The organism is Haloarcula vallismortis ATCC 29715, assembly GCF_000337775.1.
In the GTDB taxonomy this organism is placed as follows: domain Archaea; phylum Halobacteriota; class Halobacteria; order Halobacteriales; family Haloarculaceae; genus Haloarcula; species Haloarcula vallismortis.
In genome coordinates, this window is the sequence record NZ_AOLQ01000007.1 from 175,340 (window position 1) to 195,124 (window position 19,785).

General features: G+C 63.3%; 17 protein-coding genes and 1 tRNA gene. 7 read left to right on the forward strand and 11 right to left on the reverse strand.

What is annotated here, in order from left to right; genetic code table 11:
- The first annotated feature begins 38 nt into the window (after positions 1-38).
- Complete coding sequence (locus C437_RS03100) at positions 39-1,976, forward strand: response regulator (RefSeq protein WP_004515418.1); 1,938 nt, start codon at positions 39-41, stop codon at positions 1,974-1,976.
- A gap of 5 nt (positions 1,977-1,981) precedes the next feature.
- Here the strand turns inward: C437_RS03100 and C437_RS21040 are convergent, their stop codons facing one another.
- Both C437_RS21040 and C437_RS03105 read right to left on the reverse strand, forming a co-directional pair.
- Complete coding sequence (locus tag C437_RS21040) at positions 1,982-2,113, reverse strand: hypothetical protein (RefSeq protein WP_004515419.1); 132 nt, start codon at positions 2,111-2,113, stop codon at positions 1,982-1,984.
- A gap of 102 nt (positions 2,114-2,215) precedes the next feature.
- On the reverse strand, positions 2,216-2,533 hold the full coding sequence (locus C437_RS03105; RefSeq protein ID WP_004515420.1) for an ASCH domain-containing protein: 318 nt from the start codon (positions 2,531-2,533) through the stop codon (positions 2,216-2,218).
- Between the two features lie 94 nt (positions 2,534-2,627).
- On the opposite strand from C437_RS03105, the gene C437_RS03110 reads away from it, so the two are divergent.
- Positions 2,628-3,623: an NOG1 family protein gene (locus tag C437_RS03110; RefSeq protein ID WP_004515421.1), complete on the forward strand. Its 996-nt coding sequence runs from the start codon at positions 2,628-2,630 to the stop codon at positions 3,621-3,623.
- Positions 3,624-3,819: 196 nt separating this feature from the next.
- Here the strand turns inward: C437_RS03110 and C437_RS03115 are convergent, their stop codons facing one another.
- On the reverse strand, positions 3,820-4,533 hold the full coding sequence (locus C437_RS03115; RefSeq protein WP_004515422.1) for an SIMPL domain-containing protein: 714 nt from the start codon (positions 4,531-4,533) through the stop codon (positions 3,820-3,822).
- A gap of 61 nt (positions 4,534-4,594) precedes the next feature.
- On the reverse strand, positions 4,595-5,875 hold the full coding sequence (locus C437_RS03120; protein WP_004515423.1) for a TIGR00341 family protein: 1,281 nt from the start codon (positions 5,873-5,875) through the stop codon (positions 4,595-4,597).
- 141 nt (positions 5,876-6,016) lie between these two features.
- Here C437_RS03120 and engB point away from each other — a divergent pair, with 141 nt between their 5' ends.
- Positions 6,017-6,634: a GTP-binding protein EngB gene (engB, locus tag C437_RS03125; protein WP_004515424.1), complete on the forward strand. Its 618-nt coding sequence runs from the start codon at positions 6,017-6,019 to the stop codon at positions 6,632-6,634.
- Positions 6,635-6,844: 210 nt separating this feature from the next.
- Here the strand turns inward: engB and C437_RS03130 are convergent.
- The 6 genes from C437_RS03130 to C437_RS03155 form a co-directional block, all read right to left on the reverse strand.
- Positions 6,845-6,916 (reverse strand) — tRNA-Ala (locus C437_RS03130).
- Positions 6,917-7,057: 141 nt separating this feature from the next.
- Entirely contained in the window at positions 7,058-7,369 is a 312-nt protein-coding gene (gene rpsJ / locus C437_RS03135) for a 30S ribosomal protein S10 (protein ID WP_004515425.1), read from the reverse strand.
- Between the two features lie 3 nt (positions 7,370-7,372).
- Positions 7,373-8,638 (reverse strand): translation elongation factor EF-1 subunit alpha, encoded by a 1,266-nt coding sequence (gene tuf, locus C437_RS03140; protein WP_004515426.1) that lies wholly within the window; start codon positions 8,636-8,638, stop codon positions 7,373-7,375.
- A 276-nt stretch (positions 8,639-8,914) separates the two neighbouring features.
- The gene (locus tag C437_RS03145; protein ID WP_004515427.1) at positions 8,915-9,859 is read right to left on the reverse strand and encodes a homoserine dehydrogenase; all 945 of its coding nucleotides are present in this window, start codon (positions 9,857-9,859) and stop codon (positions 8,915-8,917) included.
- Entirely contained in the window at positions 9,856-10,389 is a 534-nt protein-coding gene (locus C437_RS03150) for a hypothetical protein (protein ID WP_004515428.1), read from the reverse strand. Before C437_RS03150 ends, C437_RS03145 begins: the two co-directional genes overlap by 4 nt.
- 79 nt (positions 10,390-10,468) lie before the next feature.
- Positions 10,469-10,690 (reverse strand): hypothetical protein, encoded by a 222-nt coding sequence (locus tag C437_RS03155; RefSeq protein WP_004515429.1) that lies wholly within the window; start codon positions 10,688-10,690, stop codon positions 10,469-10,471.
- A gap of 108 nt (positions 10,691-10,798) precedes the next feature.
- Here C437_RS03155 and C437_RS03160 point away from each other — a divergent pair, with 108 nt between their 5' ends.
- A complete protein-coding gene (locus tag C437_RS03160; RefSeq protein ID WP_241431626.1) occupies positions 10,799-11,893 on the forward strand; it encodes a M48 family metalloprotease in 1,095 nt (364 codons plus the stop codon).
- Positions 11,894-12,061: 168 nt separating this feature from the next.
- Here C437_RS03160 and C437_RS03165 read toward each other — a convergent pair whose 3' ends face one another.
- On the reverse strand, positions 12,062-14,248 hold the full coding sequence (locus tag C437_RS03165; protein ID WP_004515431.1) for an elongation factor EF-2: 2,187 nt from the start codon (positions 14,246-14,248) through the stop codon (positions 12,062-12,064).
- A gap of 203 nt (positions 14,249-14,451) precedes the next feature.
- Here C437_RS03165 and C437_RS03170 point away from each other — a divergent pair, with 203 nt between their 5' ends.
- The 3 genes from C437_RS03170 (at position 14,452) to C437_RS03180 (ending at position 19,785) form a co-directional block, all read left to right on the forward strand.
- Entirely contained in the window at positions 14,452-15,645 is a 1,194-nt protein-coding gene (locus C437_RS03170; protein WP_004515432.1) for a trans-sulfuration enzyme family protein, read from the forward strand.
- Between the two features lie 66 nt (positions 15,646-15,711).
- A complete protein-coding gene (locus C437_RS03175; RefSeq protein WP_004515433.1) occupies positions 15,712-16,509 on the forward strand; it encodes a DUF5781 family protein in 798 nt (265 codons plus the stop codon).
- A gap of 177 nt (positions 16,510-16,686) precedes the next feature.
- Positions 16,687-19,785: a PAS domain S-box protein gene (locus tag C437_RS03180; protein WP_004515434.1), complete on the forward strand. Its 3,099-nt coding sequence runs from the start codon at positions 16,687-16,689 to the stop codon at positions 19,783-19,785.

Genomic DNA, 19,785 nt, shown 5'->3' on the forward strand with positions numbered 1-19,785 from the left:
ACGACAGATTGACACCGATACGGTGCATATCGACGCCCATGGGCCATGTGGCGTCGGGCGTTACAGTCCTCTGTGTCGATGACGAACCATCGTACGCCGATCTCATCGCGACACATCTCGAACGCAAGGACAAGGCGATCAGCGCCACCGGCGTCACAAGTGCTACAGACGGGCTGTCGTATCTGGACGAACACGACGTGGACTGCATCGTCAGTGACTACAATATGCCGGGCACCGACGGGCTGGAGTTTCTGGAAGCAGTCCGCGCCAGAGATCCGGACATACCGTTCCTGCTGTTTACCAGTCAGGGGAGCGAAACGCTCGCAAGCGAGGCAGTCACCGCCGGTGTCACCGATTACATTCAAAAAACGCACGGGGCACAGCAGTACGCCGTACTCGCACAGCGAATCCGAAACGCCGTCGAACGAGTCAGAGTGAAAGCAACAGCTGACGCCGCACAGAAACGGACAACGCGGATTCTCGATGCGACGAGCGATGCGGTCCTCGTTAGCGTGGGTGACACTGTCGTGTATGCGAACCCGGCGGCGGTGGATTTGTTCGGCGCAGCCGACAGCGACGAACTCTGTGACCGGCCACTGACCGACCTCGTTGAACCGACATCTGACGGTGGGACCGAAACCGTCGAACGCGTCGTCGAGAACGACCAGACGGCCGGTCAGGCCGGACGGATGATACGGACACTAGCCGGCAACAGTGTCCAGACCAGCATTACAGCGTGTGACGTGACGTGGGACGGCGAAGACGGCACAGTGTCGGTCATCAGCGACCAAAGCGATACCGACGAGCGCGAGCACCGACTCGAAGCGCTACACGAGGCCACGCGGGAGTTGATGGCTGCCGAAGTCCGCAACAAGGTCGCCGGCATCGGGGTCAACGCGGCCGCGGAGATTATTGGACTCGACGCAAACGCTGTCCACCTCATCAACGACGATGGCCAGTTAGAGCCCGTCGCCGCGACCGCGTCAGCCCGGAAGCTGGTCGGTGATATCCCGACGTTCGAGCCGAGCGATAGCATCGCCTGGCGAGTGTACGAGAGCGGCGAGGCAACCGCAGTTCCCGACGTGCGGCTGGACGAAGACGTACAGAACCCCGAGACGCCGACACGCAGCGAGCTGTATCTGCCACTGGGGGGACACGGCATTCTCATCGCCGCGTCGACGACCGTCGACGCCTTCAACGAGGCAGACATCGTCGCCGGGCGAATCCTCGCAGCGAACATGGAGGCCGCCCTCGCCGCCGTCGAGCGCGACAGGCAACTCCGTGACCGTGAGCAGGAGCTGTCGGCGCAAAACGACCGGCTGGAGCAGTTCGCCACGGTCGTCAGTCACGACCTTCGCAACCCCCTGAACGTCGCTATCGGCCGGCTGGATGCGCTGAAAAAAGAGTGTGACGACGACAACATCGCTGCGATAGAACAGGCACTCGACCGGATGCAGGCACTGATTGACGATCTCCTGTTGCTGGCTCGAACCGGCGACAGCATTACCGAGATGGAAACGGTGGCACTGGCAACGGCAGTCAGGGACTGCTGGGAAGTAGTCGATACCGGTGACGCGAGGCTTGTGGTCGACACCGACCGCAAGATACAGGCGGACATGACGCGGCTCAAACAGTTGTTGGAAAACCTGATCCGAAACGCCGTGGAACACAGCGTACCGGACGGTCAGGGACAGTCTGACGATGCCGACAGACACGATGTTTCAGCCGTGACAATAAGGGTCAGTGCAATTCCGAACGGGTTCGCCGTCTCGGACGATGGCCCGGGAATCCCCGAAGCCGACCGGGAGACAGTGTTCGAGAGCGGCTACTCGACGACGACTGACGGCACCGGGTTCGGGCTCTCGATAGTCTCACAGATCGCTGCTGCTCACGGGTGGACAGTCACGCTCACCGAAAGTGACAGCGGCGGTACACGCTTCGAGTTTACTGGTATCGACGTGGTATCGGAACAATAGGGCGCTCAGTCGTCGGCTTCGTCGCGGGCTTCGCTCATGTGCTCCCAGATTTCGGTACAGCCACAGCCATCTTCAACGTCTGCGAGATGCGCCCGCTCCGGGTCGTCTGCCTTCGGCTTCGTCGTCATTTCCGTCATGTAGTTACTGAGAGTTACCGGAGTTGATAAGGATTGCCTGCGACGCGGTGGCAGCCCGCCTGCGGCGCGTGGGGCTGCCGGGAGTCGCTACTCGTCGCGGTGTTACTCGTCGACGGGCGCAAACCGGTGGCGGACGACCTCGCTGTCGTCGTCCCACTCGAAGCTCCCGTGAACTTTCTTCATGCGTTCCTTGTACGCGTCGAGGTCTTCGGACCCCTCACGCTGGGCGTCCTCGTCGGTCATATCGCCAAGCGTCCGGTGGGTCACATCCGTCACCTCGAACTCTGTGCCGTCGATTTCGAACGTGTCGCCCTCGTCAGCGTACTGGTGGCCGCGGTGCATCTGTGTGACCCGTCCCTCGGCAGCCATCTGCTGGACGTGGTCGTTGGGCAGAATCTCGCCGGCATCGATGTGTGCCATACCGGACCTGTGTCCGGGACAGGCAAAAACGTGACTCGTAACAGTTTGGGGCGCGATTGAACGCGCTTTTACGCTCCGGCCGTCAACGAAACCTATGAGCCATCCCTTCGAGGGTCTGCCGACGACGCCTACCGCCGAGGAGCTCGTGGACAAAGCCTTCTCGCGGGCGTCGCGCGCCGGCGGGGCCAAGGACGGGAACGAAGCCCAGCAGTCGATGCTGATGACGGCGTCGAACATCGCCTCCGACAACATGGAGAACGTGGTGACCGCGTGGCCGACGATTGATGACCTCGACCCCTTCTACGTCGAACTCGCCGACGCCGTCGTCGGCGAGGCCTACCCCGCGGACGACGACCCCGGTATCGACGCGCTGAAACAGCACCTTTCGGAGATCTCGTGGGCCGCAGACAAGGTCGTCGAGATCCGCCAGGAGTACGAGAGCCGCGTCGCCCGCGGTGATATCGATACCGCCCGGAAGCTCCGAAAGCAGGCCTTCGCCCGTATCGCCGACGTCGTCGAGGAAGTCGAAGACGACCTCGCCGCTGTCTCGACCGCCCACAACGCCCTCAAAGACATTCCCGACATCCGCCCGGACGAACCGGCCATCGTCGTTGCCGGCTACCCGAACGTCGGCAAGTCGTCGTTCGTCAACCGTGTCACGCGTGCCGACAACGAGATCGCCTCGTACCCGTTCACGACGACCCAGATTCGGGTCGGGCACTTCGAGGACCAGCGTATCCGATACCAGCTCGTCGACACGCCCGGCCTGCTCGACCGGCCGCCGGAAGACCGCAACGAAATCGAATCACAGGCCGTGAGCGCGCTCGAACACCTCGCCGACGCCGTGCTCGTGTTCGTCGACCCCAGCGGCGAGTGTGGTTACCCGCTGGCGGACCAGCTTGAACTGCGCAACGACATTGAAGCGCGTTTCGACGTGCCGGTGCTGACCATCGCCAACAAGAGCGACCTCTCGACGGACGTGGAGGCCGATCACTACATGAGCGTCACCGAGGACGACAACGTCGACGGCGTTCTGCAGGCCGCTATCGACGCGGTAGACTACGAGCTCGAACTGCCGTTTGACGAGTAGCGAGGCATAGCGAGACGCCGACCATCGGGAGGCGTCTCGAAACGCCGAGCGGGGAGCGACGCGACCCGCGAGGACTGCGGTCACCATCGGGAGGCGTCTCGAAACGCCGAGCGGGGAGCGACGCGACCCGCGAGGACTGCGGTCGCTACCGGGCGATGTTTTGAGACCGCGAACGGGGAGCGGCGAGAAAGAAGTCTCAGTCCAGCTCGTAAGTCACACTGACGGAGGCGTCGACAGTGACATCGCCGGGTTCGATGTTCGTCCGCCCGCCGGCATCGCCGGCGTAGGCGGCCGTCTCGTACGCGACGGGCCGGCCGCGGTCGCTAGTCTGGACCGTGACCGCGTCACCGACGGACCGCCCCTCGGTGGCGGCGACGACTTCGGCGTCTGTCCGGGCGTTGTCCATGGCGGTCGTCAAGGCTTCTTCGCGGGCGTTCTGTCGCGTCTCCTCACTCAGTGAGTAGCGAACGCCCTCGACGCGGTCCGCGCCGGCGTCGACTGCGGCATCAATGAGTGTCCCGGCAGTCGAAACGTTGCTCGTTTCGGCTTCGACGGTGTGGATCGCCACGTAGCCGACCTGTTCGCGCCCTTCCCTACTCTCCTCGTACTCAGGGCGTATCTGGAACCGCGAGGATGTCACGTCTGCGCCCTCGTCTTCCAGCGCCGACGTGATGGCGTCGGCGTCACCGCTGAGGTTGTTTCGCGCTGCTTCGGCGGTCTCACCGCGGCCCACCGCGGCGACGGTGACAGTTGCACGGTCGGGCGCGCGTTCGACGGTCGCGTCGGCGCTGACGCTCACAGTTGAATTCGACGACGGCGCGACGGTGCCGGTGTCCGCGAGTGCGAACCCGGCGCCGCCGACGATGAGCAGTGCCAGCACGCCAGCGATTGCAAGTGGTCGTGATACCATACCGTCTCCGACACGCCCGACGGTATTTATGTCACCGAACGCTCAAAGTCGCCTTTGAGCGTCAACCATTCCGTTCGACGGTGACGTAATGAACTTCTGTCGCAACGTCCCGACCGGCCGCATCGTCGGCCACGGTGTCAAGCTGGTCGACAAGCAGTGGCTGCTCTGCGTCCGGCGGCAGACCGACAGTGACGACGACGCGGCGCGGCTGTTGGAAGATCGCGGTGTTCGTCGACTCGACTTGGACCGACAGGACACTCGCTGGCGGGTCGACGCTTTCTTCAATACCCTCGCGGATATCCGATTCCGTCGTCGCTCGCTGGTATGAGTCCAGCGTCACGCCGCCCAGAAACGCCGACAGGACGAGTATCGAGACGACGAGGACGCCGATTCGTTTGACAGTTGCCGACCGTGCGTTGCTCTCCTGAAACCAGTGTTCGGGGCGATAGCCCTGATACCAGAGGCCGACGAGCACAGCGAGGTTGATCGAAAGAACGTTCACCAGCAACAACACGGCGGATCCGAGACTGACGAGCGGTTGGCCCCAGGCGATGCCGATTCCGACCGTGGCCGCCGGTGGAATGAGCGCGACGGCGATCATGACGCCGACCAGTGCCGTCGAGACGCCGCTGGTGAGGCTGACGACACCCGCTGCGCCGGCTCCGAGTGCGACGACTAAAGAGAGGAAGTCAGGGGCGACCCGCTCGCGTATCTGGCCGACCGCAGTCACGTCAGCGAGCGGCGGGATGACGTTGGCATACCGGACGAGCAGGGCGAAGCCGGTGGCGCTCACGACGGCGAGTCCAAGCCCGATAGCCTGAAGTTTGACGCCGCGGACGAACATCTCCTGATCATCGACGACAGTGCCGACGTTGGCGGTCATCGCCGGGCCGATGAGCGGTGCGATAACCATTGACCCGACGACGACGGCTGGGGAGTCGAGCAACAGCCCCGCGGTTGCGATAATCGCGCTGATAACGGTCATGAGCGCATAGTTCGACATCGAGGGGGCGAGGTCCTTCGCCTTCGAGGTGAGTTCCTCACGCGCGATACGGTCCTCGTCTTCTTCCTCGGCGTACGTCTCCTCTAGCTCGTCGAACTGGCTGGAGATGACAGTGTTCGCGTCCACGACGACGGTATAGCCGTCATCGTTGATGCCGACATCCCGCAACTCTTCGAGGACTGGTTCGAGTGCGTTGGTCGGGACCGGAAAGGTGACCACAGCGGTGAACTCCCGCCCGCTCGTCTCGTCAGTGAGCACGTAATCGATGCCCTCCTCGGCCAACACGCCCAGGACGGCGTCGCGCTTCCCTGTCGGAATCAGTAGCTGTACCAACCGCACGCCTCCGGGTGGGACTCCCGAGGGTAAAAAAGCGGCTGGTCACCGGGTCTCAGGTGCAAGGCAGGAAAAACACGGTTGCCCCAGACCTGTCGATCCTCACAAAACGGACGCGCTTTTCCCCGCTGGCAGAGTACACGAGGTATGTTCGAATCACGACCGGACCGGGACGCCGAGGTGGTACTCGTCGGCCGGTCAAACGTCGGGAAATCGACGTTGATGCGCGAGATAACGGGCCACACGTTCGACACGGGCCAACGGCCTGGCGTCACCCGCTCTCCCAACCACTTCGACTGGGCCAGCGCCGACTTCGTCATCAGTGACCTGCCCGGCTTCGGGTACATGAAAGGCGTTCCTGCGGACGTCCGTGAGGAGATCAAGACCGACGTGGTCCAGTACGTCGAGCGCCACGCCGAGCATATTCTCCTCGGTATTCTCGTCGTAGACGGCAAGTCCGTCATCGACATCATCGACCGCCACTCCGGCCCCGACGAGATTCCACACGATGTAGAGATGTTTCACTTCCTCCGAGAGGTCGGTGTCGAACCGGTCGTCGCCGTCAACAAGATGGACAAAGTCGACGACAAGGATGAACGGCTGAACGAACTCTGTGACCGGCTCGGATTGCACCCGCCGTGGCAACAGTGGCAAGAGACTATCGCACCGATCACCGCGAAACGCGGCTCCATCGAACCGCTGAACGAGGCCGTCCGACACCACCTTCACGAAGCCCAGCGTGACGATCTGTTCCAGTTCTTCTGAACAGCGCACCTGCTCGGACCGCTCCCTAACCGAAACTATGAGTAATACTCCAGTAGTTTCGACTGCCCTCTCGAGACGGGTTCTCCCTTCGGGCGCCTCATCAAACTACTACCGGTAAAGCTACCGCTGACAGAGCAGAGACATGATCCGAACGGGTGGTATGTATAAAACAGCGACGCGTTTGCAAGCACTGAATGCACAGAGCGCGTATGGACTCGCCGGGATTTGAACCCGGGGCCTCTTCCTTGCGAAGGAAGCGATCTGCCACTGATCTACGAGCCCGCGTGGTCTGCCACTCGAACGCGGAGTTATAAAAACCCTGCGCGTGAGAGCGGCCTTCGATAGCGATTCACACTGTCCCGGCCAGCGGTTCGGACGGGCGTACACAACGACGCTGTCGCAAAGCGACAGTTCCCCCGAGGTTCAGTCCTCGAGGACGATCTCGATGGAGACGTCGTTGGGAACCTGGATGCGCATCAGCTGGCGCAGTGCCCGTTCGTCGGCGTCGATATCGATGAGCCGCTTGTGGACGCGCATCTCCCAGTGTTCCCACGTCGCGGTCCCCTCACCGTCGGGGGACTTGCGGGTGGGAACCTCAAGCGTCTTGGTGGGGAGCGGAACCGGACCGGAGAGTTCGACACCGGTCTTGTTCGCGATCTCCCGCACGTCGGCGCAGATGTCGTCGAGGTCCTCGGGGCTTGTGCCCGCGAGCCGAACGCGTGCCTGCTGGGACATACGTTATCGCTCGTTGACGCTGAGGACTTTGCCGGCGGCGATGGTCTGACCCATGTCGCGGATGGCGAACGAACCGAGCTCCGGAATCTCGGAGGACGGCTCGATGCTGAGCGGCTTCTGTGGGCGGACCGTCACGACGGCAGCGTCCCCGTTCTGGATGAAGTCGGGGTTCTCCTCGGCGACCTCGCCGGAGGACGGGTCGATCTTCTTGTCGATGGACTCGACAGTACAGGCGACCTGTGCCGTGTGAGCGTGGAAGACCGGGGTGTAGCCCTCGGTGATGACGCTTGGGTGCTGCATCACGACGATCTGGGCCTGGAAGGTTTCAGCGACCGATGGCGGGTCGTCGGCCGGACCACAGACGTCACCGCGCCGGATGTCGTCCTTGCCGACGCCGCGGACGTTGAACCCGACGTTGTCACCGGGCTCGGCCTTCGGGACTTCCTCGTGGTGCATCTCGACGGTCTTCACTTCACCGGAGACATCAGACGGCTGGAAGCTGACGTTGTCGCCCGTGTTCAGGATACCAGTCTCGACACGGCCAACCGGGACCGTACCGATGCCGGAGATGGTGTAGACGTCCTGAATCGGCAGTCGGAGCGGCGCGTCCGTCGGCGGCTCCGGTGCCGGCAGTTCGTTGAGTGCTTCGAGCAGGATTTCGCCATCGTACCAGCCCGTGTGCTCGGATTCGTCGGCGATGTTGTCGCCTTCGAACGCGGAGACCGGGATGAACTTGGCGTTATCGGGGTCGAAGCGGACCTGGGTGAGGAGGTCCTTGACCTCTTCGACGACCTGCTTGTACTCGGACTCGCCGTAGTCGACGAGGTCCATCTTGTTGACGGCGACGATGAGTTCACCGATGCCCAGGGTACGGGCCAGGAACACGTGCTCCTGGGTCTGCGGCTGGACGCCGTCGTCGGCGGCGACGACCAGGACGGCGTTGTCGGCCTGGGACGCGCCGGTAATCATGTTCTTCACGAAGTCGCGGTGACCAGGACAGTCCACGATGGTGAAATCGTAGGTGTCGGTGCTGAACTCCTGGTGGGCGATGTCGATGGTGACACCACGCTCACGCTCTTCGGCGAGGTTGTCCATGACGTAGGCGAACTCGAATCCGCCCTTGCCCTTCTCCTCGGCTTCTTCCTTGTGCTGTTCGATGACGTGCTCCGGTACCGATCCTGTCTCGTACAGGAGTCGGCCGACGAGCGTGCTCTTCCCGTGGTCGACGTGGCCGATGATGGCCAGGTTCTGGTGTTGTTCGTCGCTCATTGTTATCTCTCACGCGCAGAGGCGCTGTATCGGATTTATTAGCTGGTGGTTCATAAAACGATTTCGAAAGCGTGTAAGCGTCAGGCCGTCGCTTTCTTGCGATTCGGCACGCCATGGCATGGTAGTGTGGCACCCGATAGCTCGACCGCCCGGAGCGGTCAGTACCGACAGTCACGGCCGGGTTTGTGTCCTTCGGAGTGACAAACGGGACTGGTGGCTGGGAAACGTGATGAATACGAAGAACGACGCAGCCGCGTCGGAAGTCCTGCTGGCCCGTTACAGTCGGCCGATATCGGCAAGCACGGCGCTTGCCGTCTCCGGACCACCAGCACCGCGACCGGAGATGTTGAGCTGGCCGGCGTGTTCGGTCTCTAGCTGGGCGATGTTCCGAGTGCCTGAGACGGCGAGCGGGGCGTTGTCCGGAACAAGTCGCGGGCCGACGCGGACGGACCCTTCGACGACCTCGGCGATGAGCCGGACGGTCCGACCGTCCGCACGCGCGAGTTCGAGCGCGCTGCCGGAGATATCTTGAATTCCCTCTACCACAGCGTCATCAAGGGTGTACTCTGTTTCGTCGCCGGACAGAACGTTCGCGATGATGACGCCTTTCAGCGCCGCATCGGTGCCATCCACGTCGAAGGTCGGGTCGGCCTCGGCGACACCGAGGTCCTGTGCCTCCGCGAGGACGTGCTCGTAATCGAGGCCCTCGGTCGCCATCCGGGAGAGTATGAAGTTCGCGGTCCCATTCAGCACCCCGCGAACGGCGGTGATATGGCTCGGGTCGAAGTCGTTGATAGTCGAGAGAATCGGCATCGCGCCGCCGACGGTCGCCTCGAACAGCACTGACCCATCGCTTTCGCGCTCCAACGAGCGAACGTCCGCGTACCGTTCGGCGACCGGTCCCTTGTTCGCCAGCACAGCGTGGCGGTCACGTTCGAGTGCGGTCTGAACGTGGCCGAATCCCGGCTCGGCGTCGCCAAGCGTCGTCGGCGTTGCCTCGACGAGGACGTCGTAGTCGGCCGAGAGCGCGTCCGCAGGTTCGTCACTGCCGACGACGCCGTCGGTCCGCTTCCGGTCGAGTGCTTCGGCGGTATCGATGCCGGCGCTATCGATAACGGCGCTGCTGGAATCGGCAAACGCAGTAACCGAGTGGCCGTGGTCGCTCGCCAGTTCGACGACAGAGGAGCCGACTGCGCCGGCACCGATGACAGCGAGTCTCATGCCTCACCTCCCGCAGCGAGTGGCTCAATTACGTGGAGTCCCTTCTCATCGGCGACAGCACGAATGGCAGACATCGTCTCGTCGACCGCCCCTTCCTCCGTGGCCAGTCGGATGCGCGCGCTGGAGGCGTCGTCGGTCCCCTCCGGTGCCGACAGCGAGAGGTCGGTCACGGTCGCGTCCGTGGACTCGTGAATCCGCGAGAGCGTGTCGGAGAGATCGGTGTTGACGAGGTGACCGGTGAGGATGATCGTCAGCGCCTCGCTGTACTGCTCGGCCCCGGCCTGGATGACGTTGATGCCCGCGTCCCGGAGTGCGTCGACGATCCCGTCGAACCGCTCGGGGGTCGCCTCCAAGTCGACCTCCACGGGGATGTGGCCCCGCGGGGTCACGTTCCCCCGCTCGTGGAAGATAGAGAGGAGGTTCCCGCCGTTGTTGGCGATGGGGTCGAGCGCCCGCAGCAGTTCGCCCGGTTCGTCGACCAGTTCCAGCCGAACTGTGTAGGACCGTACCTCGTCGGTCGAGTCGCTCATCGCCCGCTCACCTCCTGGGTATCTCGGCTCATTGTAGATGACTCAGCGGGGGCACGTATAAGAAACCGTTCGTTTGGTCTCAGGGCAGAAAGCGGTCGTACAGGTCGTCGATCCACTCGTTGTACGCCTCGCCGCGGGTCGACCCCCAGGGATTTCGCGAGAAGTAGTACATCGCCGCGAACATCCCTGCAAGCGTCAGCGCCAGCCCCGTCGGCAGGACGAAGCTCCAGATGAACGTCGACGTGCCGGCGATAACAGCAGCAACGAGAAGATCCACAATCTGATGCAAGCGGTCGCTCATACCCTGCCGTTCGGTGCCGGGTGACCTAAGCGTGGGGTCCGCCTCCGTCGTGACAGCCAGTTTCAGGGGAACGCTACGTTTTTTTCCTGCCGGTGAAGCGTGTCGTATGTGTACGCCCTCCAGTCAAGCCCGATATCGATAGGTACGGCGGTGTTCGTCGTCAGTGTCCTCGCCGTCGTCGGAATTGCCCTCGGCGCGCTCGGAAGCGCAGTCGTACAGCGACTCTCGAACCCTGTCGCCAGGTATCGACAGTTGTACCTCGGCGTCCTGCTCCCGTTCGCCCTGCTGTCGTACGTCGTCTTTCGACTGCTCGGATTCGGCTACGTGGTGGTCGGCGGCGGGGCCGGAACGGTCGAGGCGTTGCTGGCGACGTTCACCGAACTGCTCGCCGCCGGTGTCGTCGGACTGACCGCCTACGCCCCGACCGTTCGGGGTGTCCGTAGCGTCCGGGACATCGACCTCTCGACCGGTCGAGCGCTCGTCCGTATGGGGCGGTACGTGCTCGGGCTCTCGGTTTTCGCGGCCCTCATCACCGCACCGCTTGAGACCGGACTGTCGCCGGTCGTCCTGCTCGCCGCCGTCGCCGCGCTCATCGTCGCCGCGCAGGCCGCGGCACCCTGGATTATCCCGGTAGTTCGGTCGGTCCGGACACCGGACGAGTCGACAGAAGCGACGCTGACTCGACTCCGGGAACGGGCAGGATTGACCGTCCGTGACGTTCGGATTCTCGACACCGACCGGGAGGGGACAGCGAACGCGACCGTCCGCGGCGTCCCCGGATACCGCCGCCTGTTCGTGACGAGTACGTTCCTGAATACGCTCGACGACGAAACGGCGACGGCTCTACTCGCGGTCCAGGCCGGCCGCCAGGACGCCCGGGTGCTCGCTCGGGTCGTCGCCGGTCTGTTGCTCGCGCTGGTCCCGCTGTTCATGACGCTGGCCGACCGCGGCCCGCTGTGGCCCCTTTTCGGGGCGAGTCTTGGGGTTTTCATTGTCAGTCTGTGGACCGCTCGCCGCGGCGTCCGCGCGGCCGACGACTATGCGGCCGAGCGCGTCGGCCCGGACGCCGTCGCCGACGCGCTCGAACGGTACGCCGACGTCCACGACATGGAACCATCGAGACGACGAGTATCGAATCCCTTCTCGCAATCGCCGCCGCTGGGGAACCGAATCGACCGACTGCGGGAACAAGCAGGTAAATAAGGCAGTCCTGTAGCGAAGCGAAGACAAGAGAACGGCAGACAAGCATACCGCGCGCCGCAGGCGCGTGGTTTCCCGCGAATCGCTCCGCGATTCGCGCCTTTTTCGCCCACGTTTTTGCGCGGGGGTTGAGGGCGCGTAGCGCCCGAACCCCCCGTGGAAAAAGGTGGTCTAGAAGTAGTCGATAGCCGGGTTCAGTTCCTGCTTCATGCCCTTGCGCTCGCGGATCTCGCTGATCTTGTCGGGCTGGAGGTTGTCGGCAAGGACCTGGAAGCCGGCGTTCTCAGTGTTCCAGGAGGCACGGCCCTCGGTAGCCGAGCGGATGTCGGAGGAGAAGCCGATCATCTCATCGACCGGCGCGACGCCTTCGACGACCATCAGGTCGCCTTCCTGGTACATGTCGTCGACGCGGCCACGGCGGCCCTGAATCTCACCGCTCGCAGCGCCCATGTGGTCGTTGGGCACGTCGATGCGGACCTGCTGAATCGGCTCAAGCAGCTTGATACTGGCGTCGATGAGCGCGTTGTGGACGGCCTCACGCACCGCAGGGATGACCTGGGCCGGACCGCGGTGGATAGCGTCCTCGTGGAGGCGGGCGTCGTGGAGACGGATGAGCGACCCCTGGACCGGCTCGGACGCGAGCGGACCGTCGTCGAGGGCTTCTTCGAGACCCTCGATGACGAGTTCCATCGTCTCGTTGAGGTGCTGGATACCCTTCGTCTCATCGAGCAGGATGTTGGTCCCGTGGATGTGCTCGATGTTCTGGGAGTCGTCCTTGTCCATGCCGGCTTCCTGCAGCGCCTCACGGCGCTCCAGTTCTGGCATGTCCATCGACGCCTCGCCCATCTTGATGGTTTCGACGATGTCGTCGCCGAGCGGCTCGATGCTGATGTAGAAGCGGTTGTGGTTGTTCGGCGACCGACCTTCGACTTCGCGGCTGTCGCCCTGGGGGGCCTCGCGGTAGACAACAATCGGCTCACCGGTGTTGATCGGGATGCCCTGATTGCGCTCGATACGCTGGCCGATCACTTCCAGGTGGAGTTCACCCTGCCCGGAGATGAGGTGCTCGCCGGTGTCCTCGTTAATTTCGACCTGAATGGTCGGGTCTTCCTTGGCGACCTGCTGGAGCGTCTCGATGAGCTTCGGCAGGTCGTCCATGTTCTGTGCCTCGACGGACTTCGTGATGACCGGCTCCGAGATGTGCTCGATAGACTCGAACGGCGTCATCTCCTCGCTGGAGACGGTGGAGCCGGCGATGGCGTCCTTGAGGCCCGTGACGGCGGCGATGTTCCCGGCAGGAACGCGGTCGACTTCCTCGCGCTCGCCACCCATGTAGATGCCGACGCTCTGGATGCGGTTCTTGCCCGCGGTCCCGGAGACGTACAGCTCCTGACCCTTCTCCAGCGTGCCGGAGAAGACACGGCCGGCGGCAATCTCGCCGGCGTGGGGGTCGACACCGATGTCGGTAACCATCAGGACGACTTCGCCATCCTCGTTGACCAGTCGCATGTCGTCGGCGAGCTGGGATTCGGCGTCGCCACGCCAGATACGCGGAACGCGCATCGGCTGGGCGTCGACGGGGTTCGGGAAGTGCTCACACACCATGTCGAGCACCACGTCGGACAGCGGCGTGCGCTCGTGGAGTTCCTGACGGTTGTCGTTGCGTTCGAGCTCCATGATTTCGCCGAAGTCCATGCCGGTCCGCTGCATCGACGGCATCGAGACGCCCCACTTGTACAGCGCGGAGCCGAAGCCGACGGTCCCTTCCTCGACGGAGACCGTCCAGTCCTCGATGTCGTCCATCTCCTCGGTCATGCCGCGGATGAGGTCGTTGACGTCCTGGATGACCGCGAGCAGGCGCTCCTGCATCTCCTGTGGCCCTTCCTGGAGCTCGGAGATGAGGCGATCGACCTTGTTGATGAACAGCGTCGGTTTGACGCCCTCGCGGAGCGCCTGCCGGAGCACCGTCTCGGTCTGGGGCATCGCGCCCTCGACGGCGTCCACCACGACGAGCGCGCCGTCGACGGCACGCATCGCGCGGGTCACGTCGCCACCGAAGTCGACGTGGCCGGGGGTGTCGATGAGGTTGATGAGGTGGTTCTGGTCCTCGTACTCGTGGGTCATCGAAACGTTAGCCGCGTCGATGGTGATCCCACGTTCCTGTTCGTCTTCCTCAGTGTCCATCGCCAGCTGTTCACCGGCGGTGTCGTCGGAAATCATGCCGGCACCGGCCAGCAGATTGTCTGTCAGCGTCGTCTTTCCGTGATCGACGTGAGCAGCGATGGCGATGTTCCGGATGTGCTCCGGATCGTCCATCAGTGTCTCACATTCTTGGACGATTTTCTTACGTCGGCCCATTATACAGCTTTCTATCAACAGCAGGGTCAAAAGGATAGTGTTTCACTACGGCCGTGACCGCTCGAAATTCGGCCGTTCGCGTGGCATGGTCTGGCATTCCGCTCGGTCGGTAGTCGGGAATGTATGCCCGGCGATTATAATTATTTGCATGCAGATGAGTAATGATTGCAAAGGTATTAGCGCCAGCCAGCGGACGGGAGCGTATGACTCGGCGTCCACACCTCGACACGATTGCGGTCGATACCGAGGCGGCGACAGCGGCAGGGGATGTCACGCTCCCGATACACCTCTCGTCGACCTACGAACTGGCCGGACTCGACACAGATCTGGCGCTGGAGGACATCGACCCCGGTGAAGGGGAGTTCCTCTACTCGCGGCTGTCGAACCCGACACGATACGGCCTCGAGCAGGAGTTAGCTGCGCTCGAAGACGGAGAGCGGGCCTATGCCTTCAGTTCTGGGACGGCAGCCGTTGCAACAGCGGTGCTCTCACTGGTCGAGCCGGGCGATCACGTCGTTGCATTTGATGACCTGTACGCGGGCACGCGACGGATGTTCGAAACGCTGTTCCGGGACCAGCTTGGCGTTGACGTGGAGTTCGTCGACGCAACCGACGTCGACGCCGTCGCGGCCGCGATGACGCCGGCAACGGAGTTGGTCTGGGTCGAAACACCAACGAATCCGGGCATCAAACTGTGCGACATCGACGCGATTGCGGCCGTTGCCGCCGACTACGACGCAACGGTCGGGGTCGACAACACCTTCGCGAGTCCGTACTTCCAGCAGCCGCTGTCGCTCGGTGCGGACCTCGTGGTCCACAGCACGACGAAGTATCTCAACGGCCACAGCGATGCCGTCGGCGGCGCGCTGATTACCGACGACCCCGAGGTGGCCGAGCGGGTAGAGTTCCGCCAGCAGATCGCGCTCGGGAACATGCTCGCCCCGTTCGACAGCTATCTCATCTCGCGGGGCATCAAGACGCTGGGCGTCCGGATGACCCGACACGAGAACAACGCCATGGCCCTTGCGCAGTACCTCGACGACCACGAGCGCGTCAAAACAGTCCACTACCCGGGGTTAGAGAGCCACCCACAGCATGACCTGGCTCGCGAGCAGATGCAGGGCTTTGGCGGCGTGCTCTCGTTCGAGCTGACCGGAGACATGGCCGACGCCAAGCGCTTCCTCGAAGCGTTAGAGACGGTGACGCTGGCAGTCAGCCTCGGCGGCGTCGAGAGCTTGGCGGAGCTCCCAGCGGCGATGACACACGAACCACTCTCACCGGCGGCACGGGACGAACTCGGCATCTCTGATACGCTCATCCGGTTATCCGTCGGTATCGAAGACGTCGAGGACCTCCGTGCCGATCTTGAACGCGGTTTCGCGGCGCTTGAGTCCTGAGCGCTGCGTGCGAACGCTGCCCCCACCCGTGCATTAATAGCGCTGCGTCCCGTGACATAGTGACACATGGACGTGCACGTGCAGGGTGGGCCGGCCGAACCGTTTCTCGGGGCGCGGGACCTCTTCTCGACGGAACACGACCTGAAGCGACCAGTGACTGTCCGGGTCCGGGCGGACCCTGACGAGCGCACCCGCGTCAGCCACAGCGACGACGCTCACCAGCTGACAATCTCTCGGCAAGCCGCCACAAGCGCGATGGCACGCGAACTGGCGTTACACGAGTACGCACACATGCATCACCACGAACGCGGGCATCCGTCACACACTCAGTCGACGCGGGAAGCCATCTATCTCGCGCTGGCGGGGCGTTCGGTCGAACAACGAAAGCTCACCCACTGCTACCAGATCGCAAACCACATGAAAGATGTCTACGCCGACGATATCTGGATGCCGGTGGTGCCCGGTGACAAGCTGGTGCCGTTTCTGGAAGCCAGTCTCGCAGCTGCCGTCGCAGACCGGCCTGGTGACCCGCCGACCTGGGGCCGCTCGACATCGACGACCCGGATGCACCACCCCAGCGGACCGGCCGCACGGCTGACGCCGGCCGCGGACCCGGACATCACGGCCGTCAACGCGGCGTTTGCCCTTGCGCTGTGTGAGCGCCACGACCTAGTCGGGCCCGACCACCGGCTGTACGACCTCGCCCACGCCGCGGCCCAGGACGCCGAAGCGGTCGACCTCTCGGAGTTCAAGCGCCACTTCGCGTCGCTCTCGCCCGAGCCGGACGAGTCAGAGTTCCGCAAGGCACTGGTAGACGTAACCCGCGCATACGCCGGTGGTGGCGGCGACCGTGCGGCGGACTGAAGCTGCGTATCCTACTGCTGTCGGGTCACTGGCGGTCGGTGTCAACCAGCTCGCTCACAGGGGCTGTTATTACGGGTGGGCAGCGGTTTCACAGCTGTCGACTGCTGGTGTCACTCAGAGCCAAACGCGAATTACCCGGCAGAACTGTTTTTGCAGGGACTTGTGAACTAGTTGACTATGAGCGAGGCGCTTCGCGGCCGACATCTCGATGGCGAGACAGATGTCGTCGGCGAACGAATTCGGGTGTTACACATCGATGACGACCCTGACTTCGTGGCTGTCGCAGCGGATTCTCTGGAGGCTGCAGACGACCGTATCTCCGTCGAAACCGCGACCAGCGCACGCGACGGGCTCGACCGGCTCGCCGAAAACGGATTCGACGCTGTCGTCTCCGACTACGACATGCCAAAGATGAACGGCATCGAACTGCTCGATGCGATTCGGGAGACGAACCCGAGCCTGCCGTTCATTCTGTTCACCGGCAAAGGCAGCGAGGAGGTAGCCAGTGAAGCGATCTCGATGGGCGTCACCGACTATCTACAGAAGTCATTCGGGGTTGAGGTGTACGAACTGCTGGCCAACCGCATCGAAAACGCGGTCTCCGAGTACCGCGCGAAGCAACAGGCCGCCGAGTCAGAGCGCCGCGTCCGTGAGCTCACCGAGGCGACTAACGACATCCTCTGGGAGTTCACGGCCGATCTGAGCGAAGTACTTGTGATAAACTCCGCCTACGAGGACATCTGGGGGCGGTCAGTGGCCGCTCTTCGGGACAACCCCTATGACTTCCTAAACGGCATCCATCCCGAAGACCGCGAACTGATGAAAGACGCGATGCGGCGTCTCATGGACGGCAAGTCGGCCGACATAGAGTGCCGTGTCAATGCAACCGAAGGGTATCAGCGCTGGGTCTGGATACAGGGCGAGCCGGTCACGAACGACGACGGCGAGATGGTTCGAGTGGCTGGATTCGCTCGTGACATCACCGAGCGCCGGAACCACGAGCGCGAACTTGAAGCCACCAAGAACCAGCTCGCGGAACACAACAAGACGCTCCGGAAGCTCTACGAGATCAGCGCTGACCCCGACGCCTCGTTTGAGGAAAAGATTCAGGCGGTGTTAGATCTGGGCCGGGAGCGGCTGGGGACCACTGGCGCGTTCCTGTCCGCGAACGATGCTGACCGCGACGAGTTCACCATCCGCTATGCGAGCGGGAGCGACAAGCGGCTCAAACCGGGGACTATCACACCGCTGTCGGAGGCGTACTGCCGGAAGATGATCGACGCAGGGAGCGTCATGGCAATCGCGGAGGCGTCCGAAGAAGGCTGGGCATCAGACCCGGCATACGAACGGTGGGACTACGAGACGTACATCAGCGGCGAGGTCCGTGTCCGTAACGCCCATTCAGGCAGCCTCTGTTTCGTCGACCGGGAGGCCCGCAAGACCCCCTTCACCGAGGACGAGAAGACGTTCGTCCATCTCGCGGCACAGTGGGTGAGCTACGAACTCGAACGGAAGCAACGCGAGGAGCGCCTCGAACGGTACAAGGAGTACACCGACGACATGCTTGACGCCATCGACGACGTGTTCTACGTCCTCGACAGCGACGGCCGCTTCCGGCGCTGGAACGAGAGCCTGCTGAACGTGACTGGCTACTCGGCCGCCGAAGTAGCCGGGACTCACGGGTCTGAGTTCTTCCCGGAGACGCATCAGGACCTCGTTGGGGCCGCTATCGAGTCGGTGTTCGAGGGGGGTACCACCCGTGTCGAGGTACCGTTTATTACGAAATCGGGGGACCAGATTCCCCACGAGTTCACGGCGACCCGCGTCGAGGACCCCGACGGGAACCCGATGCTGGCCGGCATCGGCCGTGACATTACCGACCGGAAGCGCCGCGAGCAGGAGCTTACACGCACGAAGGAGCTCCTCGACCAGGCCCAGCGAATCGCGAGCGTCGGCGGCTGGGAGATAGACGTGACGAGCGAGCCGCCGGAGATGACGGCGACGAGCGAGTTCTACCGGTTACACGGACTGTCGCCGGACGACGAGCTGAGCGTCGAATCCATCGTCGACCTGTACCACCCCGACGATAGGGAGACTGTCCGGTCGGAGTTCCAGCGGGCGATAGAGACAGCCGAGGGATACGACATGGAGGTGCGTATCGGAGACGACGAGCACTACCGATGGGTGCGCGCACTGTGTGAACCGGTTACTGAGAACGGCGACGTTGTCAAGCTCAGGGGCTCTATCCAGGACATCACCGACAGAAAACTCCGTGAGCGCGAGCTGGAGGAGGCACGCGAGCGGATGGAGATCGCGCTAAAAACCACCAATGCGGTCGTCTGGGACCGCGAGTTCGAGTCGGGCGATCTGGCGTACTACCCCGGGTCCGAGACGCTGTATGGCACTGACATCGAGTCACTGGACGAGTTTCTGCCGCTGGTCCATCCCGAGGACCAGCCGGACGTGGCGGCCCGCATCGAATCGGCAACTGAGACCGGCATGTACGAAGCCGAGTTCCGGATCATCCGTGACGGCGAGGTCCGCTGGATGGAAGCGAAGGGCCGCGTCGAATCCGACGGCGACGGGACGCCGGTTCGGGCAATCGGCATCGACCGTGACATCACCGAGCGAAAGCGCCGAGAGCAGGAACTGGAGGAGACGAACGAACGCCTCGAAGAGTTCACGAGCATCGTCAGCCACGACCTCAGGAACCCACTCTCCGTCGCCGAGGGCCGCATCGAGCTGGCCCGGCAAGAGGACGACAGCGAACACCTCGACAGCGCCAGCGACGCACTCGCGCGGATGCGAACACTCATCGACGACCTGCTCGCTGCCGCACGCGACGAGCAGTCGGCAGTTGAGGCCGGCGTAGTGGCGCTCGCGGACACGGCCAGACAGTGCTGGCACAACGTCGAAACCGGCGACGGTGAACTCATTGTCGAGGGGGACGCCGTCATTCGCGCCGACGGGAGCCGACTGGAGCAACTGCTCGAAAACCTGTTCAGCAACAGTATAGAGCACGGCGGCGACGATGTGACAGTTACCCTCGGGGAGCTTGACGACGGCTTCTACGTCGAGGACGACGGCGAGGGTATCGACGAGGAAAACCGGTCGCGCGTGTTCGAGACCGGCTACTCGACATCGGACGACGGGACTGGCTTCGGGCTCTGGATCGTCGCGGAGATCGCCGACGCCCACGGCTGGACGGTGACCATCGACGAGGGGGGCGAGGGCGGGGCACGGTTCGAGATTACCGGTGTCGATATCGCGGAGTGA